We start from the raw sequence: 23404 nt of genomic DNA on the forward strand, positions 1-23404 counted from the left end.
GAAAAAAAAAGCGCCTGATACTCCTCACCGACAGAAAAAAAGAGCGAATTCTACTGTTAAAACAGGTATTTAGCCTATATTTTCGATCTTCTATAGGGAATTTTAAATCCTGCGACCAAAAATTTTGAAATTCTGTGCTAAATAGAGAACTTCGCACTTCATTTTTCGGTAAAAACAGTTACATTATATTATTAATATAAAATGAAGAGGATCGAGGAAATTAAGCCTTTGCTGGAAACCCCTAAAAGAGTGGTCATAACAATGCATCAGAAACCGGATGCAGATGCAATGGGAAGTTCTCTGGCCTTGTACCATTATTTGAAGCAGAAAGGACACGACGTAACTGTTATTTCGCCTACCAATTTCCCGGATTTCTTAAATTGGATGCCGGGTTCACAGGAAGTGCTGGATTTCGAATCTTCGCAGGATAAAGCGATGAAGGCATTGGAGGGAGTAGAATTGTTGTTTTGTCTGGATTTCAATGCTTTGTACAGAACCAAGAACATGGAGCCTTATCTGGCGGCACTGCAATGTCAAAAAATTCTAATTGATCATCACCTGGAGCCTCAGCCTGTATTTGAATATGGGGTGAGCGACACCACAGCGGCTTCTACGGCATTATTAGTGTATGAGACAATACACAAAATGGGAGAAGAGCGTTATATTAACGATGCAATGGCACAATGTATCTATGCAGGTACCATGACTGACACAGGTTCTTTCCGTTTTGCCTCTACATCATCCCGTGTACACCGTATGGTGGCTGATTTGCTGGATCATGGTCTGAACCATGAGCTCATTCACCAGGCGATTTATGATAATTTCCTTGAAAACCGTCTCCGCTTTCTGGGCCATAGCCTGCTGAACCGGATGGAGGTTTATTATGAGTACAACACCGCCATGATCGCTATACCATATACTGATCTGAAGCGTTTTGACCTGCAGACGGGCGATACTGAAGGTGTGGTCAACTTCCTGCTCTCTATCCAGGGCATCAAGATGGCGGCGCTGATCATAGATCGTCATCAGGAGGTAAAGCTGTCGTTCCGTTCCAAAGGAGACTTTGACGTGAATACCTTTGCCCGTAAGTATTTTGACGGCGGCGGCCATTTCCATGCAGCAGGTGGTCATAGTTCAGACTCCCTCGAAAGGACCGTACAGCGTTTTGTAGACGCGATCGCCGAAAACGAAGAAGCATTACAATAAGTCATTCAATCCTACTAATACAGTCAAATGAAAAAGAACAATCAGTTGTTAGTTGCAGCATTAGGCCTGTTAATGGCCAGCTGCGGTGCCGGCGGTCAAAAAAAGACGCCCGGTGGCGTAGATTATATCGTTCATAAATCAGGTAGTGGTGCGCAGCTTAAAGTGGGTGACACTGTGCTGATGAACATATACCAGAAGCTGAATGATTCCCTTCTGGCTAAATCTGCTGATAGAAGCAATGGTGCGCCAGTTCCTGTACTGATCCAGAAGTCTCAGCAGAAATGGGACCTGATGGACGGTTTGGCTTCTCTGAAAGAAGGTGATAGCGCTACTTTTGCTATTCCTATAGATTCCCTGCCTCAGCCACGTCCTCCTTTTGCTAAGAAAGGTGACAAGCTGAACGTTACTTTCGTGGTAGTAAGCAAATATTCCTCTGCTAAACAACTGGCGGAAGATCAGAAACTGATCAAGGAATACACTGCTAAAAATAACCTGCAGGTTACTCCTACTGCTGAAGGTGTGTATGTAGCTACCCAGGTAGCTGGTGGTGGCGAACAGCCTCAGCCAGGTGATACCGTTGTGGTAAACTACACTGGTAAACTGCTGAATGGTAAAGTTTTCGATTCTTCTGTTGATTCTACAATCAACCCAGGTAGAAAACTGGAACCTATCCGTTTCCCAATTGGTAAAGGTTATGTAATTAAAGGTTGGGATGCTGGTATCGCTTCTCTGAAGAAAGGTACAAAAGCTATCCTGATCCTGCCTTCTGGTCTGGGTTATGGTTTACAGCCAACTCCGATGATCCCTTCTAACTCCGTACTGGTGTTTGATGTGGAACTGCTGGATATCAAGAAACCAACTGCTGCGCCTGCGGTTACTGCTGCACCGGCTGCACCAGCTAAGAAGAAATAGTAATTAGCTTCTTATAGAAAAAAGAAACCGTCTCATAAGTCAATTATGAGGCGGTTTTTTATTACAGCCTCATGCCGTTATCCTTTGGCCTGTGCTGATGTGTAGTTCAGCTTTTGTTTTACTTTCTTGTCCACCTCTTCCTTATCGTCCAGTGCGGCGTTGCTCTAAAGCACAGAAAGATGAGAAATGATTTGCTATTTTTAAACTATATAACACTTTTGCCGCCAAAAGACGAAATTCCCGAATTGCCAGGCTCTGAATGAGATTACAGTTTTAGTGAGGAGAATGAAATAACCAAAGTCGATATTACCATTTTTAATGAATTGGTTGAACGTATGGAAAAATTGACGGAAGGCTTCAGGATCGGATGCTCATTGATGTTGAAAAATCCGGACGATCTGTTCGCCGATTCATCGCAGAATTAATTGAAACAAAATAAACCCAAAATAAAAATCATGAGAGCAATTAATCCCTGGATCAACTTCAATGGCAATGCCGAAGAAGCATTCACTTTTTACAAATCAGTTTTTGGTGGCGAGTTTACAAAAATTACCCGTTTTAAAGACTTATCAGGCCCCGGGTTGCAGGTAGCCGAAGAGGAGGCAAATAAAATAATGTACATCGGCTTGCCACTAGGCAAAAACAATGTGTTAATAGCCAACGATGTTCCCGGATTTTTGGGGCCGGTAAGCGAAAATGAAAACCGGTCTAAAATATACGTGAATGCCGAAAGCCGGGAAGAAGCAGATAAAATATTTAACGGATTATCAACAGGCGGAGAAGTGGAAGGGCCCATTGGCGACAGCCCATGGGGTACCTATGCCGGAATGTTCAGGGATAAATATGGTATTGAATGGATTGTAGAGTTTGACCCGGGTTATAACGGGTAGGGTTAACAGTGTCCTTTCAGTGGCGCACGCGTGCCGCGTGTGTAAAAACGGTAACTCCCAACCAAAGAGGCTGCCCCTTTCGGAACAGCCTCTTTTCGCTGAAAATGGTTTTCATCTTCGTTGGTGAATTCCCTCTTTCATGAATGTTTTTCGCTGAAAATGGTTTTCATACCTATTGGTGAACTCCCTTATTCATGAATGTTTTTATTGAAAATGGTTTTCATCCCCATTATCCCGCATATCCATCTACCAGTACCTCATACAACTTACTCTTCAGATCTTCCAGCGACACATCCTGTACTAAGTTGCCATCTTCAGCATAAGAGATCGTTCCCCTTTCTTCTGATACCACAATAGCGAGGTTATCACTGTGTTCCGTAATCCCAACAGCAGAGCGATGTCTTAAACCTACCTGCATGGGAAGGTTCGGATTTTCTGACACCGGAAGAATCACCTTGGCGGCCAGGATCTTGTTTCCTACGATGATGAGCGCGCCATCATGCAACGGACTGCCTTTGCAGAAAATGCTTTCCAACAGTTTTGCATTGATATTACTATCGAGAGAGATGCTGGAAGCGGTATCAAATTTCACACGATAAGAGTTTGACAACACGATCAGGGCACCTGTAGAGGTGGCAGCCATGCGGCTGACAGCGGTTACTACTTCGTCGATGATGTTTTCTTCTTCTTTATAGCTTTTGAATTTATCAGGTAAGAAGAGCTTTGTAAAGAAGCTATCTTTGCTCAGCGGTGCTTTTTTACCTAATACCAGCAGGAACTTGCGGATTTCGGGTTGAAAGATGATGATAATGGCGATCAGACCGATATTGATAAAGTTCTGCAGGATCAGGGTGAGGATCGGCATGTGCAGGAGCTCCACCATGAAATAGGCGAAGTATACCATGAGCAGGCCAACGAATATATTGAATGCCAGACTGCCTTTGAGCAGGCGATAGAGCTGTATCACAAGGAAGATTACAATCGCCAGGTCAAGGACATTTAACCAGTTGTAACGGTATCCGTAAAATTGAAACAAGTCATCCATAGATTGTAAAAATAGTGAATATTAAATAGATATGGTTTAAATAGGAAATTCATTCCCAGGCATGAAGTGCTAAAACTGCATGTTTTTTAAAGTGGGTTTATTTCAGGCATTTTTAGGCAGAAACCTTTAAGCGGCTTTTAGAGACCTTTCATGTACTGATGTATCTTCACTGCTTCTACCGCAGCCTTCACATCATGTACCCTTAATATATGCGCGCCTGCCTGTAGGGAAAGTGTATTCAACACCGTTGTCCCGTTCAGCGCTTCCGCTGGTGTATTTTCCAGCAATTTATAAATCATCGATTTTCTGGAAATGCCAATCAATAAAGGGCAATCCAATATATGAAAAGCATCTGTGTTTTTCAAAAGTGTATAATTATGTGCAATGGTTTTTCCAAAACCAAATCCCGGGTCAATGATCAGGTCTTTGATTCCTGCCTGTAAGCATTCCGCTTTCTTTTGTATAAAATAATCCAGTACTTCCCGTGTCACATCTTCATACTGTGGCTGGTGCTGCATGCTCGCGGGCGTTCCCTGCATATGCATAGCAATATATGGTGCTTTTGTAGCTGCCGCCACTGCGATCATATCAGGATCCATATCTCCGGCACTGATATCATTGATAATCGCCGCTCCCGCAGCCATACACTGTTCTGCTACCTTTGCATAGAAGGTGTCGATAGAGATAATGACGTCCGGAAACTGCGCTACCAGTGCCTCGATAGCCGGTATCAGCCTGTCAATTTCCGTTTCTTTTCCTACAGTCAATGATCCTGGCCGGGTACTTTGAGCCCCTATATCCAGTATTTTAGCGCCTTCTGCCAGGTGCTGCGCTGCCTTTTCCAGTATTGCATCCAATTGTTTGGTGCGGCTGTCAGCAAAAAAAGAATCATCAGTGATATTGATGATCCCCATCACCACCGGGGTTGACAGATCCAGTAATTTGCCTTTACAGTTAATTGTACTCATAATTGCCATTCCTCCTTTCCGTTTATCCTGTTTGCGTATTATTGATTATTTTGCCTTGCAAATTTAGCTATAATGTGTTGATGTGCCGACAGGTAAACGGACACAATAAATTAAATTATCCATGAAATTTCTCCTTAACCTATTAAGAATCATTGTAGGGGTGTTGTTCATCTTCTCCGGTCTGATCAAAGCGAACGATCCGCTGGGCCTGAGTTACAAAATGGACGAATTTTTTGAAGTATTGCACCTGGGCTTTATGTCGCACTACTCGCTGGTATACTCAGTGGCCATGAATACATTTGAAATTGTGTGTGGCGTGGCGATACTACTGGGGTATAGAATGCGGCTGTTTTCGTGGCTCATATTGCTGCTCATAGCGTTCTTTACGTTTCTCACGGCGTATGCGCTGTTTAGCGGTACTGTGCGTGAGTGTGGCTGTTTTGGGGATTGTATCAAGTTGTCTCCGGCAGAAACTTTCTGGAAAGATGTGGCTTTGCTGGTGATGATCCTTGTCATCTTCCTGTATAGAAATAAGATCGGACCATTGTTCGGTACCAGGGCCAATGGGGCATTGATGCTGTTGTCACTGGTCTTTTCATTAGGTATTCAGTGGTATACGCTGGCGCATTTGCCAGTGGTGGATTGCCTGGGATATAAGGTGGGTAATAATATTCCTGAGAAGATGAAATTGCCGCCGGGTGCACATCCGGATGTATTTGAGACGGTGCTGATCTATAAAAAGGATGGTAAAGAAAAGGAGTTTACGACAGAGAATTTCCCATGGAACGACAGTACCTGGGTGTATGTAGACAGAAAGGACAAATTGATACAGGAAGGGGATGGTGAGCCACCGATCAAGGATTTCATACTCACAGATTTTGAAGGGGGGAACCAGACGGAGGCGATTTTGTCTGAGACCATGCCGGTGTATTTGTTCCTGGTGAAGGATGTGAAGGAGGCAGGAAAAGGTTGGGATGAGAAAATACATGCGTTGCAACAGCAACAGGCGCAGGGTAAATGTTATATTTATGGAGTGACGGCTTCTACGAAGGATCAGGTGGATGGTTTTGTGAAGGCCCATGGGTTGCAGTTCCAGTTTTTGAATATGGATGGAACAGCGATCAAGACGGCTGGTAGGGCGAATCCTTGTTTGATCCTTTTGGAAAAAGGGACGATTAAGGGGAAGTGGCATTATCATGATATTCCATAAAAGAGTAGTTGCTCTTTCCTGAAAATGGATGTAAGCCTGCGGGATATTTGATATTGCCGCCGAAAGGGCCGGTTTACGGAATGTAGAGGTATCGCAATTTGCCATTTGCTATAGACAGATTATGCTGAGATTTTTCTTACGGAAAATAGCTTACGGAATACTGGTGCTACTCGGTGTAGTGGCACTGGTATTTTTTTTATTCAATGTGCTGCCGGGGGATCCTGCGAGATTGACCCTTGGCCAGAGGGCAGATGTGGCGTCGTTGGAGAATGTGCGGAAGGAGTTGCATCTGGATAAGCCGGTAGCGGTACAGTTTCTCTTGTACCTGAATGACTTATCGCCCATTTCGGTGCATGCACAGGAAGAGGCGGCTAATTTACACTATATAAGTCTCCTGCATTTAAGTGGGGATCGACTGTTGGTATTGAAGACCCCTTATTTAAGAAGATCCTACCAGGGAAAGAAAGATGTGTGGGAAATGCTTACAGAAGCGCTGCCAGGTACATTGGTTTTGTCCATAGCGGCCATCCTGTTTGCAACCATAGCGGGGATCGGGTTAGGTATTTTATCAGCCGTAAAAAAGGATACCTGGATGGATACGGGGGCAGTATTTGGCAGTGTGGTCGGGATATCGGCGCCATCGTTTTTTATGGGAATAGTGCTGGCGTATATGTTTGGCTTTGTACTGAGTGATTATACAGGGCTGCATATGACGGGGAGTTTGTTTGATTATGACGCCTTTTCGGGGAGAACGCTGACATTAAAGAACTTGATTTTACCCGCTATTACATTGGGTATCCGGCCATTGGCGATCATTGTGCAGTTGACAAGGGGAGCGATGCTGGATGTATTGCACCAGGATTATATCCGTACGGCCTATGCCAAAGGCCTGCAGAAAAGGACGGTGATTTTCAGGCATGCTTTGCGGAATGCCCTGAACCCGGTGGTGACGGCAATTACGGGGTGGTTTGCAGAGTTGTTGGCCGGGGCGTTTTTTGTGGAATATATATTTGGATGGAAGGGGATCGGGAAAATGACGGTGGATGCGTTGGAGAAGTTTGATTTTCCTGTGCTGATGGGGGCGGTGTTGTTTACGGCGGGGATATTTGTGGTAATTAATCTATTGGCAGATGTGTTGTATAGCGCGATTGATCCGAGAATTAAATTATAAATTGTGTTGTAAATCAAGGCCCTAAGGGGCCTTTTTTATTTTAATCTACTTTTTTAAAAAAAAGTGGGCATCTTTTGTAACAAACCCTTCCACGAGTCGTCTTCCTTATATAAACGCACTGGTATAACATATGTCTCTTGCAATATTTGAATCACAAGTCGTCCCGGTCAGGCAAAAGCTCTATCGCTTTGCTTACCACCTGCTGGGAAACGAAGAAGACGCAAGGGACATTACCCAGGATGCGATGGTGAAGGTCTGGCAACAGAAAGACCGCATGGCCGAGCTGCAGAACATGGAAGCATGGTGCATGCGAATAGTCAGAAACCTGGCTTTGGATAAGCTAAAATCCAAAAAGCACCGTAGAGCAGAAGAGCTGGACAAGGCTGTCGAAATAGCTGTCACACATCAGGACAATCCGCATGAAGCAGCTGCGAAGCAGGATGTCATGAACAGCGTCCATCGGATCATGCGGGCGTTGCCGGAAAAATACCGTACTATTATGCAGCTGCGTGATATAGACGGTCATACTTATCAGGAAATCGCTGATATTCTGGAACTCGACCTAAGTGACGTGAAAGTGAATTTACATCGTGCCCGCAAATCAGTACGTGAACAATTACAAAAACTGCAAGTGTATGGAGTATAATGAGATCAGAGGATTGCTAATCCGGTATTGGGAAGGAGAAACTTCGCTGGAAGAAGAGGACCTGTTGCGCAGTTTTTTTGCTGAGAATCGACAGGGATTGCCTGCGGATTTGCAGGAGGCAGCGCCGCTGTTCGGGTATTTTGCTGCAGAAGCAGGGAAGGAGGTGCCGGAAATGGGATGGGAGATATTGGAAGGAATGAAGGAGGAGCCGGAGGTAGCAGGTGAGATGGCGGAAGAAGTGAGGGAAGGGCTGGAGGTAGCAGGTAAGATGCCGGAAGAAATGAGAGAGGTACCGGAGGTAGGAAGTCAGATGCCGGAAGCCGTGAGGGAGGTGCCGGAGGTGAATGCTGAAGTCGTTGAGGAAAATACATCCCGGTCTACGGTAGTTGTTTCCATGCCTCGTCCTTACCAGCACTGGATGAAATATGCGGCGGTATTGCTTTTAGGAGTAGGATTGGTATATAGCGGCCGTCAGTTCAAAACAAAACAGGAGGAAGGTCGTAATCCTGATAGGATGGCGCAGGCCTTGAACCAGGCTGATACCTATGAAGATTCTAAAGAAGCATATGCTGCGACAAAGAAAGCGTTGGAGTTGTTGGCGAAGAACCTGAATAAGGGGACGGCACAGGCGAAGAAGATCGCTTATTTTAATGAGGCGACAGAGTATATAAAGGCGGATTAGGGGAAATAAATGAAGTAGTAGCTTATATCGACGCGGAAGAGCAAATGAGGTAGTCGCTATTTCAGATTGGAAGAAATAAATGGGGTAGTCGCTATATCAAAGCGAATGAGCAAATGAGGTAGTCGTTATTTGAGATTGGAAGAAATAAATGAAGTAGTAGTTTATATCGAAGCGGATAAAAAAATGATGCCGCAGCTTATATCATATAAAAAACTCTTTAAAACCCTGAAAAATCAGGCGATTAATGATTTGAGAGAACTTGAAACGTAACAAAGACAAATCAGGCCATTCTAATTCCTTTATTATAAAATTTAAACAATGAAACGGTTATGTTTATTGCTGTTGCTAATAACAGCAGGTACGGGCCTTTTTGCCCAACAGGTAAGTGTGATCGACCGCTTTTTTCAAAAGTATGAAAACGACCAGAGCTTTACCCTGGTCAGCGTCACACCGAAAATGTTCTCCATGTTCAGCAAATTTGATATCAATTCTGCTGAAGGGAAAAGCTTTATGACGATCGTCAAAAAGCTCAAAGGACTGAGAATCCTTGTAAAAGAAAACGCCAAAGAAGGGAGTAAACTTTACCAGGAAGCGGCTTCCATGCTCACGAAAGAGTACGAAGAATTAATGACCGTACGCAGTGACGGAGAGCTTGTAAAATTCATGGTAAAAGAAAACAGTAAGGGAAATATTGCGGAATTAGTCATGCTCGTGGGTGGCAAGGATGAATTCGTCGCAATGAGCCTCTTAGGTGATATCGACCTGAACGAAATCAGCCAGATTGCCAATGATGTGAATATTGGCGGTATGGATAAATTGAAAGCGTTAAACAAGAAGTAAGTATTAAACAGGAAAAGTGTGCGGTAACTAACGCATAGATGATTAAGCCCTCCGTAAGGAAAGCACTGAAATCTGGAGGTGTTCAATAGCTAAAGCACAGAATGAGAAAGTTAGAAACGGAAGTACTGAATGAGAAAATGTTCAATAGCTAAAGCACTGAGTTAAAAAAAGCATTACCTAAATCGCTCTGAATTAAAAACAACCCTTATGAAACATTGCCTTGTATTATCAATCGTATGCTGCTTACTGCTCGGTACAAGCACTACACACGCACAGGATCGCCTGCTCACACAATTCTACAATGCCCATAGAGGCGTAGCCCTGACTTTAAAAATGGGTATTGGCAGATTGCCGCTACGCATAGTAAGAGGCTTTATTCCAAATGAGCAGGGTGAAGACGGCGTAAATGCAAAGAAACTTTTCTCAAAGATCCGCAAGATGAAGGTCTATATCATGCAGGGATATGACGGGCCTATTCCGGGCAGTGACCTGACCTGCCTGAAACAAAAGCTGATCGACAAAGAAAACTTTGATTTACTGATGGAAGTAAGGGATCATGGAAATATAGTGCATGTACTGAATAAGGGGACGGAGGAAAATCTGGGGAATGTGGTGTTATTGATTCAGGATGAGAAAGACATGATCATGGTGCATTTACATACCAGTTTGCGTTTTGAGGATATCAATGGGTTGATTAAGGAGTTTAATAAGAAGCCAAAGGCAATGGCTAGTTTATAGTCCACAACCGGTAGAGAGCATTAGCTGCAGCTAATGTTTTCGCCGTTTAGAGAAGATGGTAAATCAGAAAAAAAATGACCCTTACGGATCACCACTTTGTTTGCCAGAGATTCGCTCAGGAACTTATACGAGAAAAAAAATGACCCTTACGGATCACCACTTTCTTAACCAGGGATTCACTCAGGACAACTAATTCTTACCGGATCACCACCTCCCTCACTACCTGCTCACCCAGCATCTCATTTACCAACTTAATAATCTTATCTTTTGAATAGGAGAGTTCCTGCTTCAATGGCGCTACACTGGTAGAGATCAACAACTTCCCATCTATCAGCTGAATACTTTCGGTATACCTGGAAATCGTCTTACCCATAATTTGTTCCCAATTCTCCCTGATCCGTACTTCTGTAAGCCGTGGTTTCATCCGGCTTTTGTCCATAAAATCTCTGAGGGCATCTCCCATTGTCGTAATACCGTAGCGCATGCGGCAAAGATACGGATTACTCCATCTCTACCAATTGAAAACCTGCTTCTTTTTCATTAAATGCATCGAGTAATCTTGTAGCATGTGTATCAGTGATAAATACCTGTCCATACTCAGTACCGCTTACCAGCTGGATAAGCCGTGAAACACGCTCCTGGTCCAGTTTTTCAAACACATCATCGAGCAACAGTAATGGTGCAAAGCCTTTGTGTTTTCTAATCACTTCATACTGCGCCAGTTTCAGTGCAAATAAAAAACTTTTACGCTGTCCCTGCGATGCGCTTGTTTTCATAGCATGGTCATCCAACAGAAACAGCAGATCATCTCTGTGAATACCACCTGTAGTACGCTGCATCATTGTATCCTTATAGCGATTCGCATGCAGTAGTTGTGCGAAAGACTGCTCATGAAGGCCGCAGAGATAATGAATGTTCACCACTTCATGCTGGCCGGCGATATAATCATATAATAATTGTACCTGTTGTATGAATGCCGGCAAAAAATTTCTACGCCATTCATATATAGGTGTACCATGTTGAATCAGCTGATCGTCAAAAACATCGAGCAGGAGGTCCTGGCCGGCGGCAGGGGGGGCTTTGAGCAGACTGTTGCGCTGCTGTAGGATCTTTTGGTAAGAAATGAGATGATCGAGGTAGCCGGGGTGTAGCTGACAGAGCAGGGCATCCAGCCACTTCCGGCGTTCTTCGCTACCTCCCAGGATGATTTCGGCATCGTCGGGGGCGATCATGACAGCGGGAAACTTCCCGATATGCATGGAGAAGCGCTCATATGATTCGTCATTGAGTACGATGTCCTTTTTGCCGTCTTTGACGGTGCATACGATATGTTCTTCATGGCCTTCCTTGTCGAGCAGGGCGTCGATACGGAAGCCATTGGTGTTGTATTGGGTATTCTGGGCTTCGCTGCTGGTAAAGTAGCTTTTGGTGAAGCAGAGGTAGTAAATGGCATCCAGGAGGTTCGTCTTGCCGGAGCCGTTGCGCCCGGTAATGCCAACGATCCTTTGGGTAAACCGGTGATCAGCCCGGGTATAGTTCTTAAATTGTACTAATGTTATCTTTTTGAGCGACAGCAAATTATATTTTTTTTAACGCCTATATGGCAGGTGCCTATTATATTATTATGGTATGTATTTCCAGCAAAGTTGCAAAGTATTTAGTTTTTAGGATTTTCCTGTTATATTTGCGGACAAATTAAGAAACAGTGGCTACAAAAACAGACGTAAAGACGAAGTTCACCAAAGAGACGTATTTGTACTGGTATGAATTGATGCTCTTGCTGCGCCGCTTTGAGGAAAAAGCCGGCCAATTATATGGAATGCAGAAGATTCGCGGTTTTTGCCACCTGTACATTGGACAGGAAGCGATTGCTGCGGGTTGTATGACTGCAACTAAACCGGAGGATAAATTCATCACTGCTTACCGTGACCACGCACTGGCGATTGCCAAGGGTATGTCTCCGGATGCTTGTATGGCTGAACTTTATGGTAAGGCTACAGGTTGTTCTAAGGGTAAGGGTGGTAGTATGCACTTTTTCTCTTTAGAGCATAACTTTTTCGGCGGACATGGAATCGTGGGCGCTCAGATTGGTACCGGTGCTGGCCTTGCATTTGCTGAGAGATACAAAGGTACTGACAATGTAGCAGTTGTCTTCTTCGGAGATGGTGCTGCCCGTCAGGGTATGCTGCATGAGACATTCAATATGGCCATGCTGTGGAAACTGCCAGTAATTTTCATTTGCGAAAATAACATGTACGCAATGGGTACTTCAGTAGAACGTACATCCAACGTACTGGACATCTATAAGTTAGCTAACGCTTACGACATGCCGAGCGATACCATCGACGGTATGAGCTGCGAAGCTGTGCACGAAGGTATGGAAAGAGCTGTAAAGCGTGCGCGCACCGGCGAAGGTCCATCCTTACTGGAAATCAAGACTTACCGCTACCGTGGTCACTCCATGAGTGATCCTGCTAAGTATCGTACTAAGGAAGAAGTAGAAGAATACAAAGAAAGAGATCCGCTGACTGTAGTGCTGAAGACCATTCAGAAAAACAAATGGGCGACAGATGCAGAAATCGAAGCAATCACCGAGAAGGTTAAACAACAGGTTGAACATTGCGTAGAATTTGCAGAAAATTCTCCATGGCCTTCTGACGATGAACTGCTGAAAGATGTATACACACAACAGGATTATCCTTTCATTGTTGACTAAGTGATATTTAATAGGTTAGCGGTCGCGTCCGTGCATGAAATGGCATGGGAGATTCGCTAACCTTTTTTATATTTGCGGGAATATGGCAATCAGGCCGTACCTGTACCCTAACAAGAAATACTTTTAAACGATCACATTTACAATGACCGAAACAAAAAATAAGGCCGCTGAAACTGCTCCTGTAACTAAGGACTTCGACTTGCAAGGCTCTGTACACAAGGCTGAAGATTTCTATTACAAGAACAAGAACGTCATCAACATCGCCGTAATCGTTATCCTGGTGGTGATAGGCGGTACTTTTGCCTACAACAGGTTCATTAAAGCACCTAACGAGAAGAAAGCAGCGGACATGGTATTCCACGCACAGAAAGCTTTTGAAAAGGATTCATTTAACCTGGCCCTGAACGGAGACGGTAACAACGACGGCTTCTTACAGGTAATCAAAAAATATGGCGGTACCAAAACTGGTCAACTGTCAAAATACTATGCTGGCCTTTGCTATGTAAAAACAGGCAAATTCCAGGAAGGTATCGATATGCTGAAAGATTTCAATGCAGGTGATCAACTGGTACAGGCTATGGCTTATGGCATAACCGGTGATGCTTACATGGAACTGAAGAATACAGAAGAAGGTATCAAATATTACAAGAAAGCTGGTCAGTACAGCGACAACGATTTTACCGGTCCAACTTACCTGTTCCGTGCAGGTGTAGCCCTGGAACTGGCTGGTAAAAACGACGAAGCGATCTCCATCTACAAAGAGATCCGCGAAAAATATCCTCAGTCAAACGAAGGTCGCGAGATGGATAAATATCTGGCGAGACTGGGTGCAGTTAGAGAATAATTTCGGAAGAGGAGGATGCAACATTGAATGGTGTATTCTTACTCCCGGTAGAATATATTCAACATGTCAATACATAATCAAAGTTTATTGGACGATACTGGCATTCTCGGAATTGAGGATGCCAGTGTTGTTATAGTGTATACCGAATGGAATGATACTGTCATCAATGAGTTGGTGGCTGGCTGTGATAAGACACTTGCCGGATATAAAGTATCTAAAGTTGCTAAAGTAAAAGTACCGGGGGCATTTGAACTGCCTTTCGCTGCGAAACAATATTGGGAGCATACCCAGAGCACCGGTGCACAGCCTGGCGCTATTATTGCATTTGGTTGTGTGATCCGTGGGGAGACACCGCATTTCGATTACGTTTGTAAAGGGGTCACAGAAGGGTTGATGCAGCTGAACCTGGAATTGCCGGTACCTGTTATCTTCGGGATTTTGACGGTGGATAATATGGAGCAGGCGACGGACAGATTGGGTGGTAAGCATGGACATAAAGGTGAAGAGGCTGCGCTGACTGCATTGAAGATGATCAGTATGATGCGGAAGTTGCAGCAGGGTAAGTAATGCTTTGTGGCCTTACTTGCGGGCTGGTGAATGATCGGCATGATAGGATAGAATTTACAGCAGGGCTGGTAAATCTCTTGTAGCTTGACGGCTGGTATAATGGGGAAGTTGCAGCAGACAATTTAAATTTTCAAGTAGCTAGCAGGTTTCATATGCTACATATAAAGACTAACTCGATGAACGTTCATCTTTTTATCCCCTGCTTTGTAGATCAGTTATTTCCCGAAACAGCCTTCAATATGGTCAAAGTATTGGAGAAACTGGGTTGTAACGTCAGTTACAATGCAAACCAAACCTGCTGTGGACAGCCTGCTTTTAATGCAGGGTATTGGGATGAGTCGAGAGCTGTGGCGACCAAGTTTGTAAAGGATTTTCACACTTTTGACTACATCGTGGCACCCAGCGGCTCCTGCACAGGGTTTGTACGCAATTACTATGGGAAGCTGTTCGACAATTCTGCCGCTCACAATGATGTAAAACTGTTGCGCAAGCAGCTGTATGAATTTACAGAGTTTCTGACGGAGGTACTGCATGTATCTGATTTAGGCGCTACGCTGAATGGGGTAGCTACCTATCATGATTCCTGTGCAGCGCTGAGGGAATGTCATATCAAACAGGGGCCAAGAAACCTCCTGAGTAAGGTGAAAGGACTGGAACTGACGGAGATGAACGATTGTGAGACCTGCTGTGGTTTTGGAGGTACTTTTGCTGTGAAATACGAACCTATTTCGATTGGAATGGGTGAGCAGAAGGTTCACAATGCAATAGCCACAGGGGCGGAATACCTGATATCTACGGATCTTTCCTGCCTGATGCACCTGGATGGGTATATCAAAAAACATAACCTGAATATTAAAACCATGCATATTGCCGATGTATTGGCGAGTGGCTGGTAAAAGGATATGAACTGATAGCTAAATCCTGCCAATGTACTGGCCAGTGATAGGTAATTCAGTAACCATGACTTGAATATTAATACCGTGCATACTGCTGATGTAGTAGCTGGTAATTTTAAAACTTTCTTTTGATGAATTATTGGTTAGTTAAATCGGAACCGTTTAAATATTCCTGGGAGCAGTTTGAAAAAGATGGAAAGACGTTTTGGGATGGAGTGAGAAACTACCAGGCCAGGAATAATATGAAGGCGATGAAGAAGGGTGACCAGGTGTTGTTCTATCATAGCAATGAGGGACTGGCGGTAGTAGGGATTGCAAAAGTGGCGAAGGAGTCTTATCAGGATCCGACTACACCTGATCCTAATTGGGTGGTGGTAGATCTGCAACCGGTGAAGCCTTTTAAAGAGCATGTGACACTGGCGCAAATGAAGGCGGAGAAGAGATTGGCGGATTTTCAGCTGATCAGACAGGGAAGGCTTTCAGTATGTGCCGTGACGGAAGATGAATACAATACGATCCTCGAATTGGGAGGGATGAAGAAATAGTTCGAAGTTGGCCTGCGGCAGCATGGGAATACTCAAATTCATAGCCAACAATAAGTTCAGCGAGATAATTAACTTCTGAATACCAGGAGAAATTATGGTACAAAATCCTTTCTGATAAAGGATTCTGACTTATTTCGATTCCTCTTTCTCTTAATAACTACTCACTAACTTTTTAATGTTACCCTAATTTTGTATCAACCGGACATCAGCTTCAAAAAAAGTTTTTAATAGTTGAAAATGTTTTTATCGACGATGAAAAACATTTTTCGCAGGAATTGACTGTTACTAAGTTGCATTGTAAAGAATAAATTGTAAATTGAACACTATATACCTTATCACTTCCAATACTTAAATGTTACCCATTGGAGGCAGAGACTTAAGCAATCATATACAAGGAATATGCGTATGAACCTACTTATGATCCCACAGGTATCATGGCCAGCTACTTTCAGAACCCATTATTATTAAAGAGTAATAATAGTTCGTTAATTCAGTCTTTAAACACGCTCGCCGCTTTGTAGGATTTTCTATGTACATCTGAGAGATTTTTTAAACCCAAATAAAAACAAACATGAAAAGTTGTTGTCCCCTATCCTGATTTCATTTGGCTTATATGCAGCAAATTAGGTCATGCTGCAGATTAGTTTAATTTTACAGGCGTCTTTCATAGCAAAAGGTGCTTGTCTAATTCCGGTGGAATGAGTTTTTATAAACACGTATTTGTTTACCTGATATTATTTGCCTCCTTTACTGTGCACGCCCAACAAACCGGTAAAATATATGGCCAGCTGTCTGATACCGTTAGCCATCAACAGCTCAAAAACGCATTTATTACTATCACACAGGATAATATTATCAGGAAATCCATCTTCTCAGATCATACAGGTGGTTTCAGCGCTGACAATATTCCTTTTGGGCAGTACACCTTAAACATTTCCTTTCAGGGCCTCGCCCCTATGCAAAAAGCTTTTACCATAGACGGCAATCAAAAGGTAGTAAACATGGATACCATCTATATGTTCATCCGGGTAAAAGAACTGGATACTATTGTAGTACAGGAACCTCCCATCGTGATAAAGAAAGATACCCTTGAATATAACTCCAGTGGCTTCAAAACAAAAGAATATGCTGCACTTGTAGAACTGCTTAAAATGCTTCCAGGTATACAGATCCGGAATGATGGCACTATTACTATCAATGGTCAGCCTGTGGACCAGATCACAGTAGACGGTGAGCCCTTCTTCTCAGGTGAACCTTCTAAAGCACTTGAACACCTGCCCGCAGAGATTGTAAAAAAGATCCAGGTATATGCTACCAACTTCAACAACAATATGCCCGGGCCACCGCCCCCACCGGGTTTCTCGGGCAGCAAAACGCTGAACATTGTATTGAAGGCGGACAAAAGAAAAGGTAACTTCGGTAAAGCTGGTGCAGGTGCCGGTACAGGAAATACCTACATCCTGAGTGGTGACCTGAACCATATGAATGGCGGTCAGCAGCTTTCTATCATTGCAGATGCAGGTAATGTAGACAAAGAGAAAACCGGCACTGATCCCATACATAGCAATGGGATCAGACGGGTGATGAACGGCGGCGTGAACTACCGTGACAGCCGTAATGCTTTATTTAAGTTTGCCGGCAACTATCTGGCCAATGACACCCGCAGCGAAATTGAATCCAGATCACAGATACTCAACATATTTCCAGGTGACTCCTCTACTTCCCTGAGCCAGTTTACCACCGGAGTAAACAATATGTACGCACACCGCTTTAATGGTAAGATAGATATTAATCCGGATGAGCTGACTACACTCAGTATCATACCGATGGTAAATCTGCAAAGTTCGGATAATACCAGTGTGCAACAAAGTACTCAACATTATGCAAGTTCAGGTGAGCCGCTCTATCAATCATCCGGTACAAGCAATTCTAATAGTAATAACACACAGCTAAGTTCAAATTTCCAACTCACCCATCGTGCTAAAAAGATGGGTGAATTGCTGATGGCAAACCTGAACATACGCAATAATGAAAACAAGCGTAGCTCTTTGAACGAAACCCTGACGGAATATACATCCTACAGCAAAAATATTCATCAGCTGTCGGACAATAAAAGCGGTAGCTTCAATGTCGGTGCCAATATGATGTATACCATACCACTGGGAGAAAAATATAATTTCACAGCACAGGGTAGTTATGGTTTTAACAGAGACAATAACATCTACAACACCTACAAATTCAATGATGCCAACCAACACTATGATCAGCTGGATTCCAGCCAGAGTAATAACTTCGTCAGCAACTATCACAGCGGGTTAGCACAGGCTTCCATCAGGGGGCAGGCAGGCAAACTAAATATCACTTTGGGTGGAGGCCTGCAAGGCGACTGGCTGCTGACAGACAATGTGAGTGAACACATAAAACTTTCCCGTCGCTTTATCAACCTGCTACCACAGGTGATGGTGAGTATTAGCCCGAAAGGTGGAAAAACATTGATGTTGGGTTATAACGGCAGGCCAATGGCGATATCTATACAGCAATTACAACCCGTGACCGTAACATCAGATTCTCTCTTTATACAGGAAGGCAATCCTGATCTGAAACAACCGTATACCCACTCCCTTAATCTGAGTTACAATGCCATTAAGATGGGCACTATGCAGCTCTTTACCATCAGCATGGGTGCCAGTGTCACAGAACATAGCATTGCGCAGTCTACCACCTTACTCGATAATGGTGGCCAGCTAACTAAACCAGTGAACCTGGAAGGTGCGCAAAGTGGTAACATCACACTCAATTACTCAACTTCTGCACTGAAGGGCAGGTTGATTATCAATATGATGGGAACTGCTGCATATTCAAAGAGTCCTGTGTTAAGCAATGGTGCACGGAATGACAGTCGTACCTTCACTACCAATAGTGATTTGACCTGTACCTACAATGACCAGAAAGGCTGGGATCTGAGTCTCAGTGTTGGCCCGGGGTATAATATGATGACGACAAGTAGTGGCGTAACGACCAACTATTTCCAAACTGGTATCACTGGTAAAGGATTCTATTCATGGAAGAACCTGGAAAGCGGGTTATCCTGGTATTATAACTTCAACAGCAGTCTGCCCTCAAATTACCAGCCCGATTTTCCCATTCTTTCACCGGTGGTACGCTACCGGTTTTTAAAAAACAGGGCGTTGCAGGCGAGTTTGACATGTGTGGATCTGTTGAATCAGCAGTCTGGTGCCAGCAGGAGTGTGAGTGCTTCGATGGTTGCTGATTCATGGACAAGGACGAGGGGACGTTACTTACTAATCAGTTTGATATACAATTTCAGACATTTCAAATAGCCATAATTTTTTTTAAACCCAAAAATCCCTCACATGAAAAAAACAATCATTTTGCTCTTGCTTTGTGCCTGTTCCATGATTGCCAAAGCAGATCCCCCTTCCAAGTATTACATTGTATCAGCCACTAATATTGTAGGCTACGTTGTAATCCAGACGACTAATATTGGTATTACGACTTCCCAGACCACCTCACCGGGTGTGACGGAAAGCTGGACCAATACTGCACCAGGTGGTTACTACACCAATCCTTCCGGACAGTTTTCTTATGGTGCATATTGGTCTGATCCAACCTTGTTTACGCCTGTGACAATACAGGTATTGTCAGGTTACACTGCGACTGTTTATAATGCCAATTCAGGATCTCAATCAGTGCGGATTGGGCTTGCGTTTACAAAGCCTAATGGTACAGAGACGTACTTTTATGGGCCTTCTGTGACAGTGGGATATGGGCAGACCGCAACGGCAAGTATTCCGGCGGGGGCTTATACCTATACGGCGGCATTGCCGATTGCTTCAGGAGAGGTTTATCCTACGCCGATGAGGATATTCCTGACTTATGGTGATTAAAAAAAATAAGGTTGCAGTCAATGGGCTGCAACCTTATTCATAAGATTTTATCAATAACTTTTACATCGTGGCTGCTCTCGCCGCCAATGCCTTCTTCCGTTCCATTTCCCGCTGATGCCGGAATACACTTTTCGTCACAAAATACCCTAACGACGCCCCTACCCATACATCACTACTCCAATGCCTGATCTGGTACATTCTCGTAGCACCAGTGGCAATCGCAATACTATACGTCACCCACGGCACCCACGGATGTTTCTCCCCATAGATCTCTGCCAGTGCAGTCGCCACCGTAGTCACCGTATTCATATGCCCTGAAGGGAATGACGTATGCTGCTTATTCATGGTAAACGGACGATTGTAATCAAACGGAGAATCAAAATAAGTAGGTCGTCCACGACGAATAACAGACTTGGCAGTCGTATAGAGCAGTGTTGAAATCAATAGGGATTTTGCTGACATGAGCCCCGCATTCTCCAGTTTCCGGTCCTTTGCGATCACTCCCGCCAGGTACATCCCACCAATCAGATAAGGGGAATACGCATTGCCAAATGGCTCGATTTGCCCGGTAATAGCATTCCATCCACCGGTATGATTGCGCAGCAGGAACTGCTTCACTTCATAATCAGCTGTGGTCATCAATATGCCTGCACCTCCCACAACTACACCCAGGCGTATAAAATCGCGCTTCTCCCAATGAGCAGGGCGGGACACCGTATATTTTAAATCTGTCCAGATACTCTTCAGGTATACACCATTGATGCGGTAACTGATAGCAGTATCTTCCTCCGTCAGGGGTTTATTATGCTGTAAACTATCCAGCTGTTTTTTAGCGATGGCGCTATCTGCTGGCACATGGGTTGTATCGTTCTGAGCACTGGCTGTTGTATGTAATAATATAATCAGCGAACAGAAAATAAGCGTATAAATGATCTTCAAGGCTGGTCCATTTAGAAAATAATATATAAAGTTACGTTAAATGTTAAAACCAGTATATTCGAATCAGAAAATCATAAAAAACATTCATTGTATGAAACTTCGGATGGTTGTATTAACAGGAGCGGGCATCAGCGCAGAGAGCGGCTTAAGAACGTTCCGTGACAGCGATGGACTGTGGGAGGGTTATAATGTATACGAAGTGGCCTCTCCGGATGGCTGGAAGAAGGATCCCCAGCTGGTGCTTGACTTTTATAATATGCGCAGACAGGATATCCTGAAGGCGCAACCCAATGCCGCACATACAGGGCTGGCGGACCTTCAGGGGCATTTTGACCTGCACATCATTACCCAGAATATAGATGACCTGCATGAAAGAGGTGGTGCCACACAGGTTTGGCATTTACATGGAGAGATCACTAAAATGAGGAGTGTATTGGATACAGAACGTACTTACCCTTATAATGACGATATCAAATTGGGTGATCTGGCAGCAGATGGTGGTCAGTTACGACCTTTCATTGTATGGTTTGGAGAGGAAGTACCGATGATAGAACAGGCAGTTCAGCTGGTCAGACAAGCGGATATTTTTGTGGTGATTGGTACGTCATTGCTGGTGTATCCGGCAGCAGGATTACTGGATATTGTGCCGCGACATGTACCCGTGTACGTAATAGATAAAAATCTGCCGCAGGTAAAGCAGCGGCCGTATTTGCATCTGATAGAAAAACCTGCTACAGAAGGGGTAAAAGAATTTAAAGAACTGGTGCAGACATACATTCAGAGCCAGCAAAACTGATATTCATTTTCGGTAAACTGATATTCAGACAAAGCAAAACTGATATTCATTTCCGGCAAAGCTAATATTCAGCTAATCATAACCATCCTTCATTTCCATCAAAACTCATATCCACTACTAATATTAAAGGCTGACCATTTGGTCAGCCTTTTCCTTGAATGAGGGTCATTTACCATAGGAAAATATTATTCTATTCGAAACTCTCCTCAAATCGAATATTATACTCTTCCAGTTCTTTCAGAACAGGATTATAAATATCAGGTGTGACAGGTATCTGCAAACCAGTAAGGTTCACTTTACCTTGTAAAATCATCTTTGCCATAATGCCCAACGGCAGTCCCACAGTCTTTGCCATAGCGGTACGCAGGTGATCTTCACCCTGTACTATCATGTAACTATGCAACCTTGTAGTGATACCTCTGCGTTCGAATTCTATCTCATGGATCATCACGATCATATCCTTGTCAGTCGGTTCCATAGCCAGTTTGGACTCTACGATGTTCTGCAGCACGCCGGCGTTTGTAAGTGTACCCTGGTGGATCGTTTCCCCATTCAGTAAACCTAAAAACTTCAGCTGACGAATGATCTTGGACTTGGCAGATATACCAAGAAAGTGAGCGATGTTTTCTTCATTACTCAGGTCCTTCGCTGGTTTCAGGTTCTGACTCGCCCATTGATAATAGGTCATATCATCCGTCTGAATCTTTGTGTTATCATCCGTAAGTCCCAGTTTTACGAGAGTACTCCATCCTTCGCAGAAGTCAGGATACCGCAGGGTAGCGCGCATGAAGGTCTGGATATCTTCCAGCTTATAAGCTTTCATATACGCCAGTGAATCCCTGTTAGGATACCATGCGAGTTTGCCCAGGGTAGGGATCTGTATAGTTTTGCTCTGATCAAACAGGTGCTGATAATCTGTTTCTTTGACCTTCCCTTTCTCCTTATAGATAGCGCCTGAACTACCTGCCATCACGATATTGCGGGCATTCCACGAGATCTTGTACTGCCATGGATTATCATTACTCTCGGGAGAAATGAGTCCGCCGCAATAAGATTTAAACGAGGAAATTTGCCCGCCTTTCTTTTCGATAGAATGGATCAGTTTCATGGCGCTCATGTGATCGATACCGGGATCCAGTCCCATTTCGTACATGAACAGCAGACCGGCGTCTTCAATTTCTTTTTCCAGCGCTTTTATTTCCGGATCGATATAAGATGCGGTGAGCAGATTTTTGCCAAATTTCAGGCAGTCCTTTGCTACAATAATGTGTAGGGGTGGAGGGAGCAGAGATATTACAAGATCAGTTTCCTGTATGAGCTGTTGTCTGGCTGCTTCATCCTGGATGTTGATAGCTGCTGGGGTTACATAGTACGACTTGCCGGTTTTTGACCTGATCAGCATCAGGTCATGATCCGCTACGGTCACATGCCACTTCTGCCGGGGAGCATTTACCAGCAGATAATCGATCAGGCAGGTGGCCGATTTACCAGCACCAAACAATAAAATATTCTTCATGTTACCTAAATATATTCTTTACTATGGTTTACGGAACAGGGATTTAACATCAGTGGTAATAGTAATGTTCGAAATTTTAGGAAATTTCGAATTTATATTTGACTCTTTAACTGCGCTTTGTCCCACGAGAATCTGATTTTCATAGGGTTAAAAACAAATTGTTTGCCAATATTTCATTTCTCCTATATAGTAATTATTTATGATATAGCATAAATATTGGCAGTGAGTGCAATTTAAAAGATTATTCAGACTCAGCTACAAAAAATATTTATTATCGCATTGTGTTTTAGCGCAATATGACAATCCCTTTTTTATTCACATTTAATGTCAAAATGGCCGTATTTCGGCCTGAAATGGCTATATTTGCGC

Annotated in this window: 23 protein-coding genes; 17 read left to right on the top strand and 6 right to left on the bottom strand. The window is 43.8% G+C overall.

Annotation, left to right across the window (positions count from 1 at the left end; translation table 11 throughout):
• The first annotated feature begins 201 nt into the window (after window positions 1-201).
• The 3 genes from QQL36_RS20485 to QQL36_RS20495 all read left to right on the top strand — a co-directional run bounded on the left by QQL36_RS20485 (window position 202) and on the right by QQL36_RS20495 (window position 3008).
• Window positions 202-1206, top strand: coding sequence for a DHH family phosphoesterase (locus QQL36_RS20485; RefSeq protein ID WP_083729070.1), 1005 nt, complete (start codon window positions 202-204; stop codon window positions 1204-1206).
• Between the two features lie 27 nt (window positions 1207-1233).
• A complete protein-coding gene (locus QQL36_RS20490) occupies window positions 1234-2118 on the top strand; it encodes an FKBP-type peptidyl-prolyl cis-trans isomerase (RefSeq protein ID WP_321566622.1) in 885 nt (294 codons plus the stop codon).
• A 455-nt stretch (window positions 2119-2573) separates the two neighbouring features.
• Window positions 2574-3008 (top strand): VOC family protein, encoded by a 435-nt coding sequence (locus tag QQL36_RS20495; RefSeq protein WP_321566623.1) that lies wholly within the window; start codon window positions 2574-2576, stop codon window positions 3006-3008.
• Window positions 3009-3237: 229 nt separating this feature from the next.
• Here the strand turns inward: QQL36_RS20495 and cdaA are convergent, their stop codons facing one another.
• Window positions 3238-4053, bottom strand: coding sequence for a diadenylate cyclase CdaA (cdaA, locus tag QQL36_RS20500; RefSeq protein ID WP_083729076.1), 816 nt, complete (start codon window positions 4051-4053; stop codon window positions 3238-3240).
• Window positions 4054-4190: 137 nt separating this feature from the next.
• Window positions 4191-5021 carry a dihydropteroate synthase gene (gene folP, locus QQL36_RS20505; RefSeq protein WP_321566624.1) on the bottom strand — a complete coding sequence of 277 codons (831 nt, stop codon included), beginning with the start codon at window positions 5019-5021 and terminating at the stop codon, window positions 4191-4193.
• A gap of 121 nt (window positions 5022-5142) precedes the next feature.
• Here folP and QQL36_RS20510 point away from each other — a divergent pair, with 121 nt between their 5' ends.
• The 6 genes from QQL36_RS20510 (at window position 5143) to QQL36_RS20535 (ending at window position 10308) form a co-directional block, all read left to right on the top strand.
• A complete protein-coding gene (locus tag QQL36_RS20510; protein ID WP_321566625.1) occupies window positions 5143-6231 on the top strand; it encodes a BT_3928 family protein in 1089 nt (362 codons plus the stop codon).
• A gap of 121 nt (window positions 6232-6352) precedes the next feature.
• A complete protein-coding gene (locus QQL36_RS20515; RefSeq protein WP_321566626.1) occupies window positions 6353-7402 on the top strand; it encodes an ABC transporter permease in 1050 nt (349 codons plus the stop codon).
• Window positions 7403-7532: 130 nt separating this feature from the next.
• Window positions 7533-8048 carry an RNA polymerase sigma factor gene (locus tag QQL36_RS20520; RefSeq protein ID WP_321566627.1) on the top strand — a complete coding sequence of 172 codons (516 nt, stop codon included), beginning with the start codon at window positions 7533-7535 and terminating at the stop codon, window positions 8046-8048.
• Window positions 8038-8730, top strand: a complete 693-nt coding sequence (locus tag QQL36_RS20525) for a hypothetical protein (RefSeq protein WP_321566628.1) — start codon at window positions 8038-8040, stop codon at window positions 8728-8730. The genes QQL36_RS20520 and QQL36_RS20525 overlap by 11 nt, the downstream gene beginning before the upstream one ends.
• 318 nt (window positions 8731-9048) lie before the next feature.
• Entirely contained in the window at window positions 9049-9570 is a 522-nt protein-coding gene (locus QQL36_RS20530) for a DUF4252 domain-containing protein (protein ID WP_083729086.1), read from the top strand.
• Between the two features lie 207 nt (window positions 9571-9777).
• Window positions 9778-10308: a DUF4252 domain-containing protein gene (locus QQL36_RS20535; protein ID WP_321566629.1), complete on the top strand. Its 531-nt coding sequence runs from the start codon at window positions 9778-9780 to the stop codon at window positions 10306-10308.
• A gap of 196 nt (window positions 10309-10504) precedes the next feature.
• Here QQL36_RS20535 and QQL36_RS20540 read toward each other — a convergent pair whose 3' ends face one another.
• On the bottom strand, window positions 10505-10792 hold the full coding sequence (locus QQL36_RS20540) for a DUF721 domain-containing protein (RefSeq protein ID WP_083729090.1): 288 nt from the start codon (window positions 10790-10792) through the stop codon (window positions 10505-10507).
• A gap of 16 nt (window positions 10793-10808) precedes the next feature.
• Window positions 10809-11885 carry a DNA replication/repair protein RecF gene (gene recF, locus QQL36_RS20545; RefSeq protein WP_083729092.1) on the bottom strand — a complete coding sequence of 359 codons (1077 nt, stop codon included), beginning with the start codon at window positions 11883-11885 and terminating at the stop codon, window positions 10809-10811.
• A 128-nt stretch (window positions 11886-12013) separates the two neighbouring features.
• On the opposite strand from recF, the gene pdhA reads away from it, so the two are divergent.
• The 7 genes from pdhA (at window position 12014) to QQL36_RS20580 (ending at window position 19784) form a co-directional block, all read left to right on the top strand.
• On the top strand, window positions 12014-13024 hold the full coding sequence (gene pdhA / locus QQL36_RS20550; RefSeq protein ID WP_083729094.1) for a pyruvate dehydrogenase (acetyl-transferring) E1 component subunit alpha: 1011 nt from the start codon (window positions 12014-12016) through the stop codon (window positions 13022-13024).
• Window positions 13025-13166: 142 nt separating this feature from the next.
• Entirely contained in the window at window positions 13167-13868 is a 702-nt protein-coding gene (locus QQL36_RS20555) for a tetratricopeptide repeat protein (RefSeq protein ID WP_083729096.1), read from the top strand.
• A 63-nt stretch (window positions 13869-13931) separates the two neighbouring features.
• Complete coding sequence (gene ribH / locus QQL36_RS20560) at window positions 13932-14435, top strand: 6,7-dimethyl-8-ribityllumazine synthase (protein ID WP_083729098.1); 504 nt, start codon at window positions 13932-13934, stop codon at window positions 14433-14435.
• A gap of 176 nt (window positions 14436-14611) precedes the next feature.
• Window positions 14612-15331 carry a (Fe-S)-binding protein gene (locus QQL36_RS20565; protein WP_083729122.1) on the top strand — a complete coding sequence of 240 codons (720 nt, stop codon included), beginning with the start codon at window positions 14612-14614 and terminating at the stop codon, window positions 15329-15331.
• 131 nt (window positions 15332-15462) lie between these two features.
• Window positions 15463-15876 carry an EVE domain-containing protein gene (locus tag QQL36_RS20570; protein ID WP_321566630.1) on the top strand — a complete coding sequence of 138 codons (414 nt, stop codon included), beginning with the start codon at window positions 15463-15465 and terminating at the stop codon, window positions 15874-15876.
• Between the two features lie 698 nt (window positions 15877-16574).
• On the top strand, window positions 16575-19217 hold the full coding sequence (locus QQL36_RS20575; protein WP_321566631.1) for an outer membrane beta-barrel protein: 2643 nt from the start codon (window positions 16575-16577) through the stop codon (window positions 19215-19217).
• A 33-nt stretch (window positions 19218-19250) separates the two neighbouring features.
• On the top strand, window positions 19251-19784 hold the full coding sequence (locus tag QQL36_RS20580; RefSeq protein ID WP_143709068.1) for a hypothetical protein: 534 nt from the start codon (window positions 19251-19253) through the stop codon (window positions 19782-19784).
• A 60-nt stretch (window positions 19785-19844) separates the two neighbouring features.
• Here QQL36_RS20580 and QQL36_RS20585 read toward each other — a convergent pair whose 3' ends face one another.
• The gene (locus tag QQL36_RS20585) at window positions 19845-20723 is read right to left on the bottom strand and encodes a phosphatase PAP2 family protein (RefSeq protein ID WP_083729106.1); all 879 of its coding nucleotides are present in this window, start codon (window positions 20721-20723) and stop codon (window positions 19845-19847) included.
• A gap of 91 nt (window positions 20724-20814) precedes the next feature.
• On the opposite strand from QQL36_RS20585, the gene QQL36_RS20590 reads away from it, so the two are divergent.
• Window positions 20815-21519: an NAD-dependent deacylase gene (locus QQL36_RS20590; RefSeq protein WP_321566632.1), complete on the top strand. Its 705-nt coding sequence runs from the start codon at window positions 20815-20817 to the stop codon at window positions 21517-21519.
• 190 nt (window positions 21520-21709) lie between these two features.
• Here the strand turns inward: QQL36_RS20590 and QQL36_RS20595 are convergent, their stop codons facing one another.
• On the bottom strand, window positions 21710-23035 hold the full coding sequence (locus QQL36_RS20595) for a saccharopine dehydrogenase C-terminal domain-containing protein (protein WP_321566633.1): 1326 nt from the start codon (window positions 23033-23035) through the stop codon (window positions 21710-21712).
• Window positions 23036-23404: the final 369 nt, after the last annotated feature.

The sequence above is a fragment of the Chitinophaga sp. LS1 genome, from assembly GCF_034274695.1.
Lineage (GTDB): Bacteria > Bacteroidota > Bacteroidia > Chitinophagales > Chitinophagaceae > Chitinophaga.

What these genes read in the sequence shown, in the direction of transcription:
- folP (WP_321566624.1), bottom strand. Translation starts at nt 5,021, where the DNA reads ATGAGTACAATTAACTGTAAAGGCAAATTACTGGATCTGTCAACCCCG.
- QQL36_RS20525 (WP_321566628.1), top strand. Translation starts at nt 8,038, where the DNA reads ATGGAGTATAATGAGATCAGAGGATTGCTAATCCGGTATTGGGAAGGA.
- QQL36_RS20485 (WP_083729070.1), top strand. Translation starts at nt 202, where the DNA reads ATGAAGAGGATCGAGGAAATTAAGCCTTTGCTGGAAACCCCTAAAAGA.
- QQL36_RS20570 (WP_321566630.1), top strand. Translation starts at nt 15,463, where the DNA reads ATGAATTATTGGTTAGTTAAATCGGAACCGTTTAAATATTCCTGGGAG.
- QQL36_RS20580 (WP_143709068.1), top strand. Translation starts at nt 19,251, where the DNA reads ATGAAAAAAACAATCATTTTGCTCTTGCTTTGTGCCTGTTCCATGATT.
- ribH (WP_083729098.1), top strand. Translation starts at nt 13,932, where the DNA reads ATGTCAATACATAATCAAAGTTTATTGGACGATACTGGCATTCTCGGA.
- QQL36_RS20520 (WP_321566627.1), top strand. Translation starts at nt 7,533, where the DNA reads ATGTCTCTTGCAATATTTGAATCACAAGTCGTCCCGGTCAGGCAAAAG.
- cdaA (WP_083729076.1), bottom strand. Translation starts at nt 4,053, where the DNA reads ATGGATGACTTGTTTCAATTTTACGGATACCGTTACAACTGGTTAAAT.
- QQL36_RS20555 (WP_083729096.1), top strand. Translation starts at nt 13,167, where the DNA reads ATGACCGAAACAAAAAATAAGGCCGCTGAAACTGCTCCTGTAACTAAG.
- QQL36_RS20495 (WP_321566623.1), top strand. Translation starts at nt 2,574, where the DNA reads ATGAGAGCAATTAATCCCTGGATCAACTTCAATGGCAATGCCGAAGAA.
- QQL36_RS20595 (WP_321566633.1), bottom strand. Translation starts at nt 23,035, where the DNA reads ATGAAGAATATTTTATTGTTTGGTGCTGGTAAATCGGCCACCTGCCTG.
- QQL36_RS20510 (WP_321566625.1), top strand. Translation starts at nt 5,143, where the DNA reads ATGAAATTTCTCCTTAACCTATTAAGAATCATTGTAGGGGTGTTGTTC.
- QQL36_RS20535 (WP_321566629.1), top strand. Translation starts at nt 9,778, where the DNA reads ATGAAACATTGCCTTGTATTATCAATCGTATGCTGCTTACTGCTCGGT.
- QQL36_RS20565 (WP_083729122.1), top strand. Translation starts at nt 14,612, where the DNA reads ATGAACGTTCATCTTTTTATCCCCTGCTTTGTAGATCAGTTATTTCCC.
- QQL36_RS20590 (WP_321566632.1), top strand. Translation starts at nt 20,815, where the DNA reads ATGAAACTTCGGATGGTTGTATTAACAGGAGCGGGCATCAGCGCAGAG.
- QQL36_RS20490 (WP_321566622.1), top strand. Translation starts at nt 1,234, where the DNA reads ATGAAAAAGAACAATCAGTTGTTAGTTGCAGCATTAGGCCTGTTAATG.
- QQL36_RS20515 (WP_321566626.1), top strand. Translation starts at nt 6,353, where the DNA reads ATGCTGAGATTTTTCTTACGGAAAATAGCTTACGGAATACTGGTGCTA.
- QQL36_RS20575 (WP_321566631.1), top strand. Translation starts at nt 16,575, where the DNA reads ATGAGTTTTTATAAACACGTATTTGTTTACCTGATATTATTTGCCTCC.
- QQL36_RS20540 (WP_083729090.1), bottom strand. Translation starts at nt 10,792, where the DNA reads ATGCGCTACGGTATTACGACAATGGGAGATGCCCTCAGAGATTTTATG.
- QQL36_RS20530 (WP_083729086.1), top strand. Translation starts at nt 9,049, where the DNA reads ATGAAACGGTTATGTTTATTGCTGTTGCTAATAACAGCAGGTACGGGC.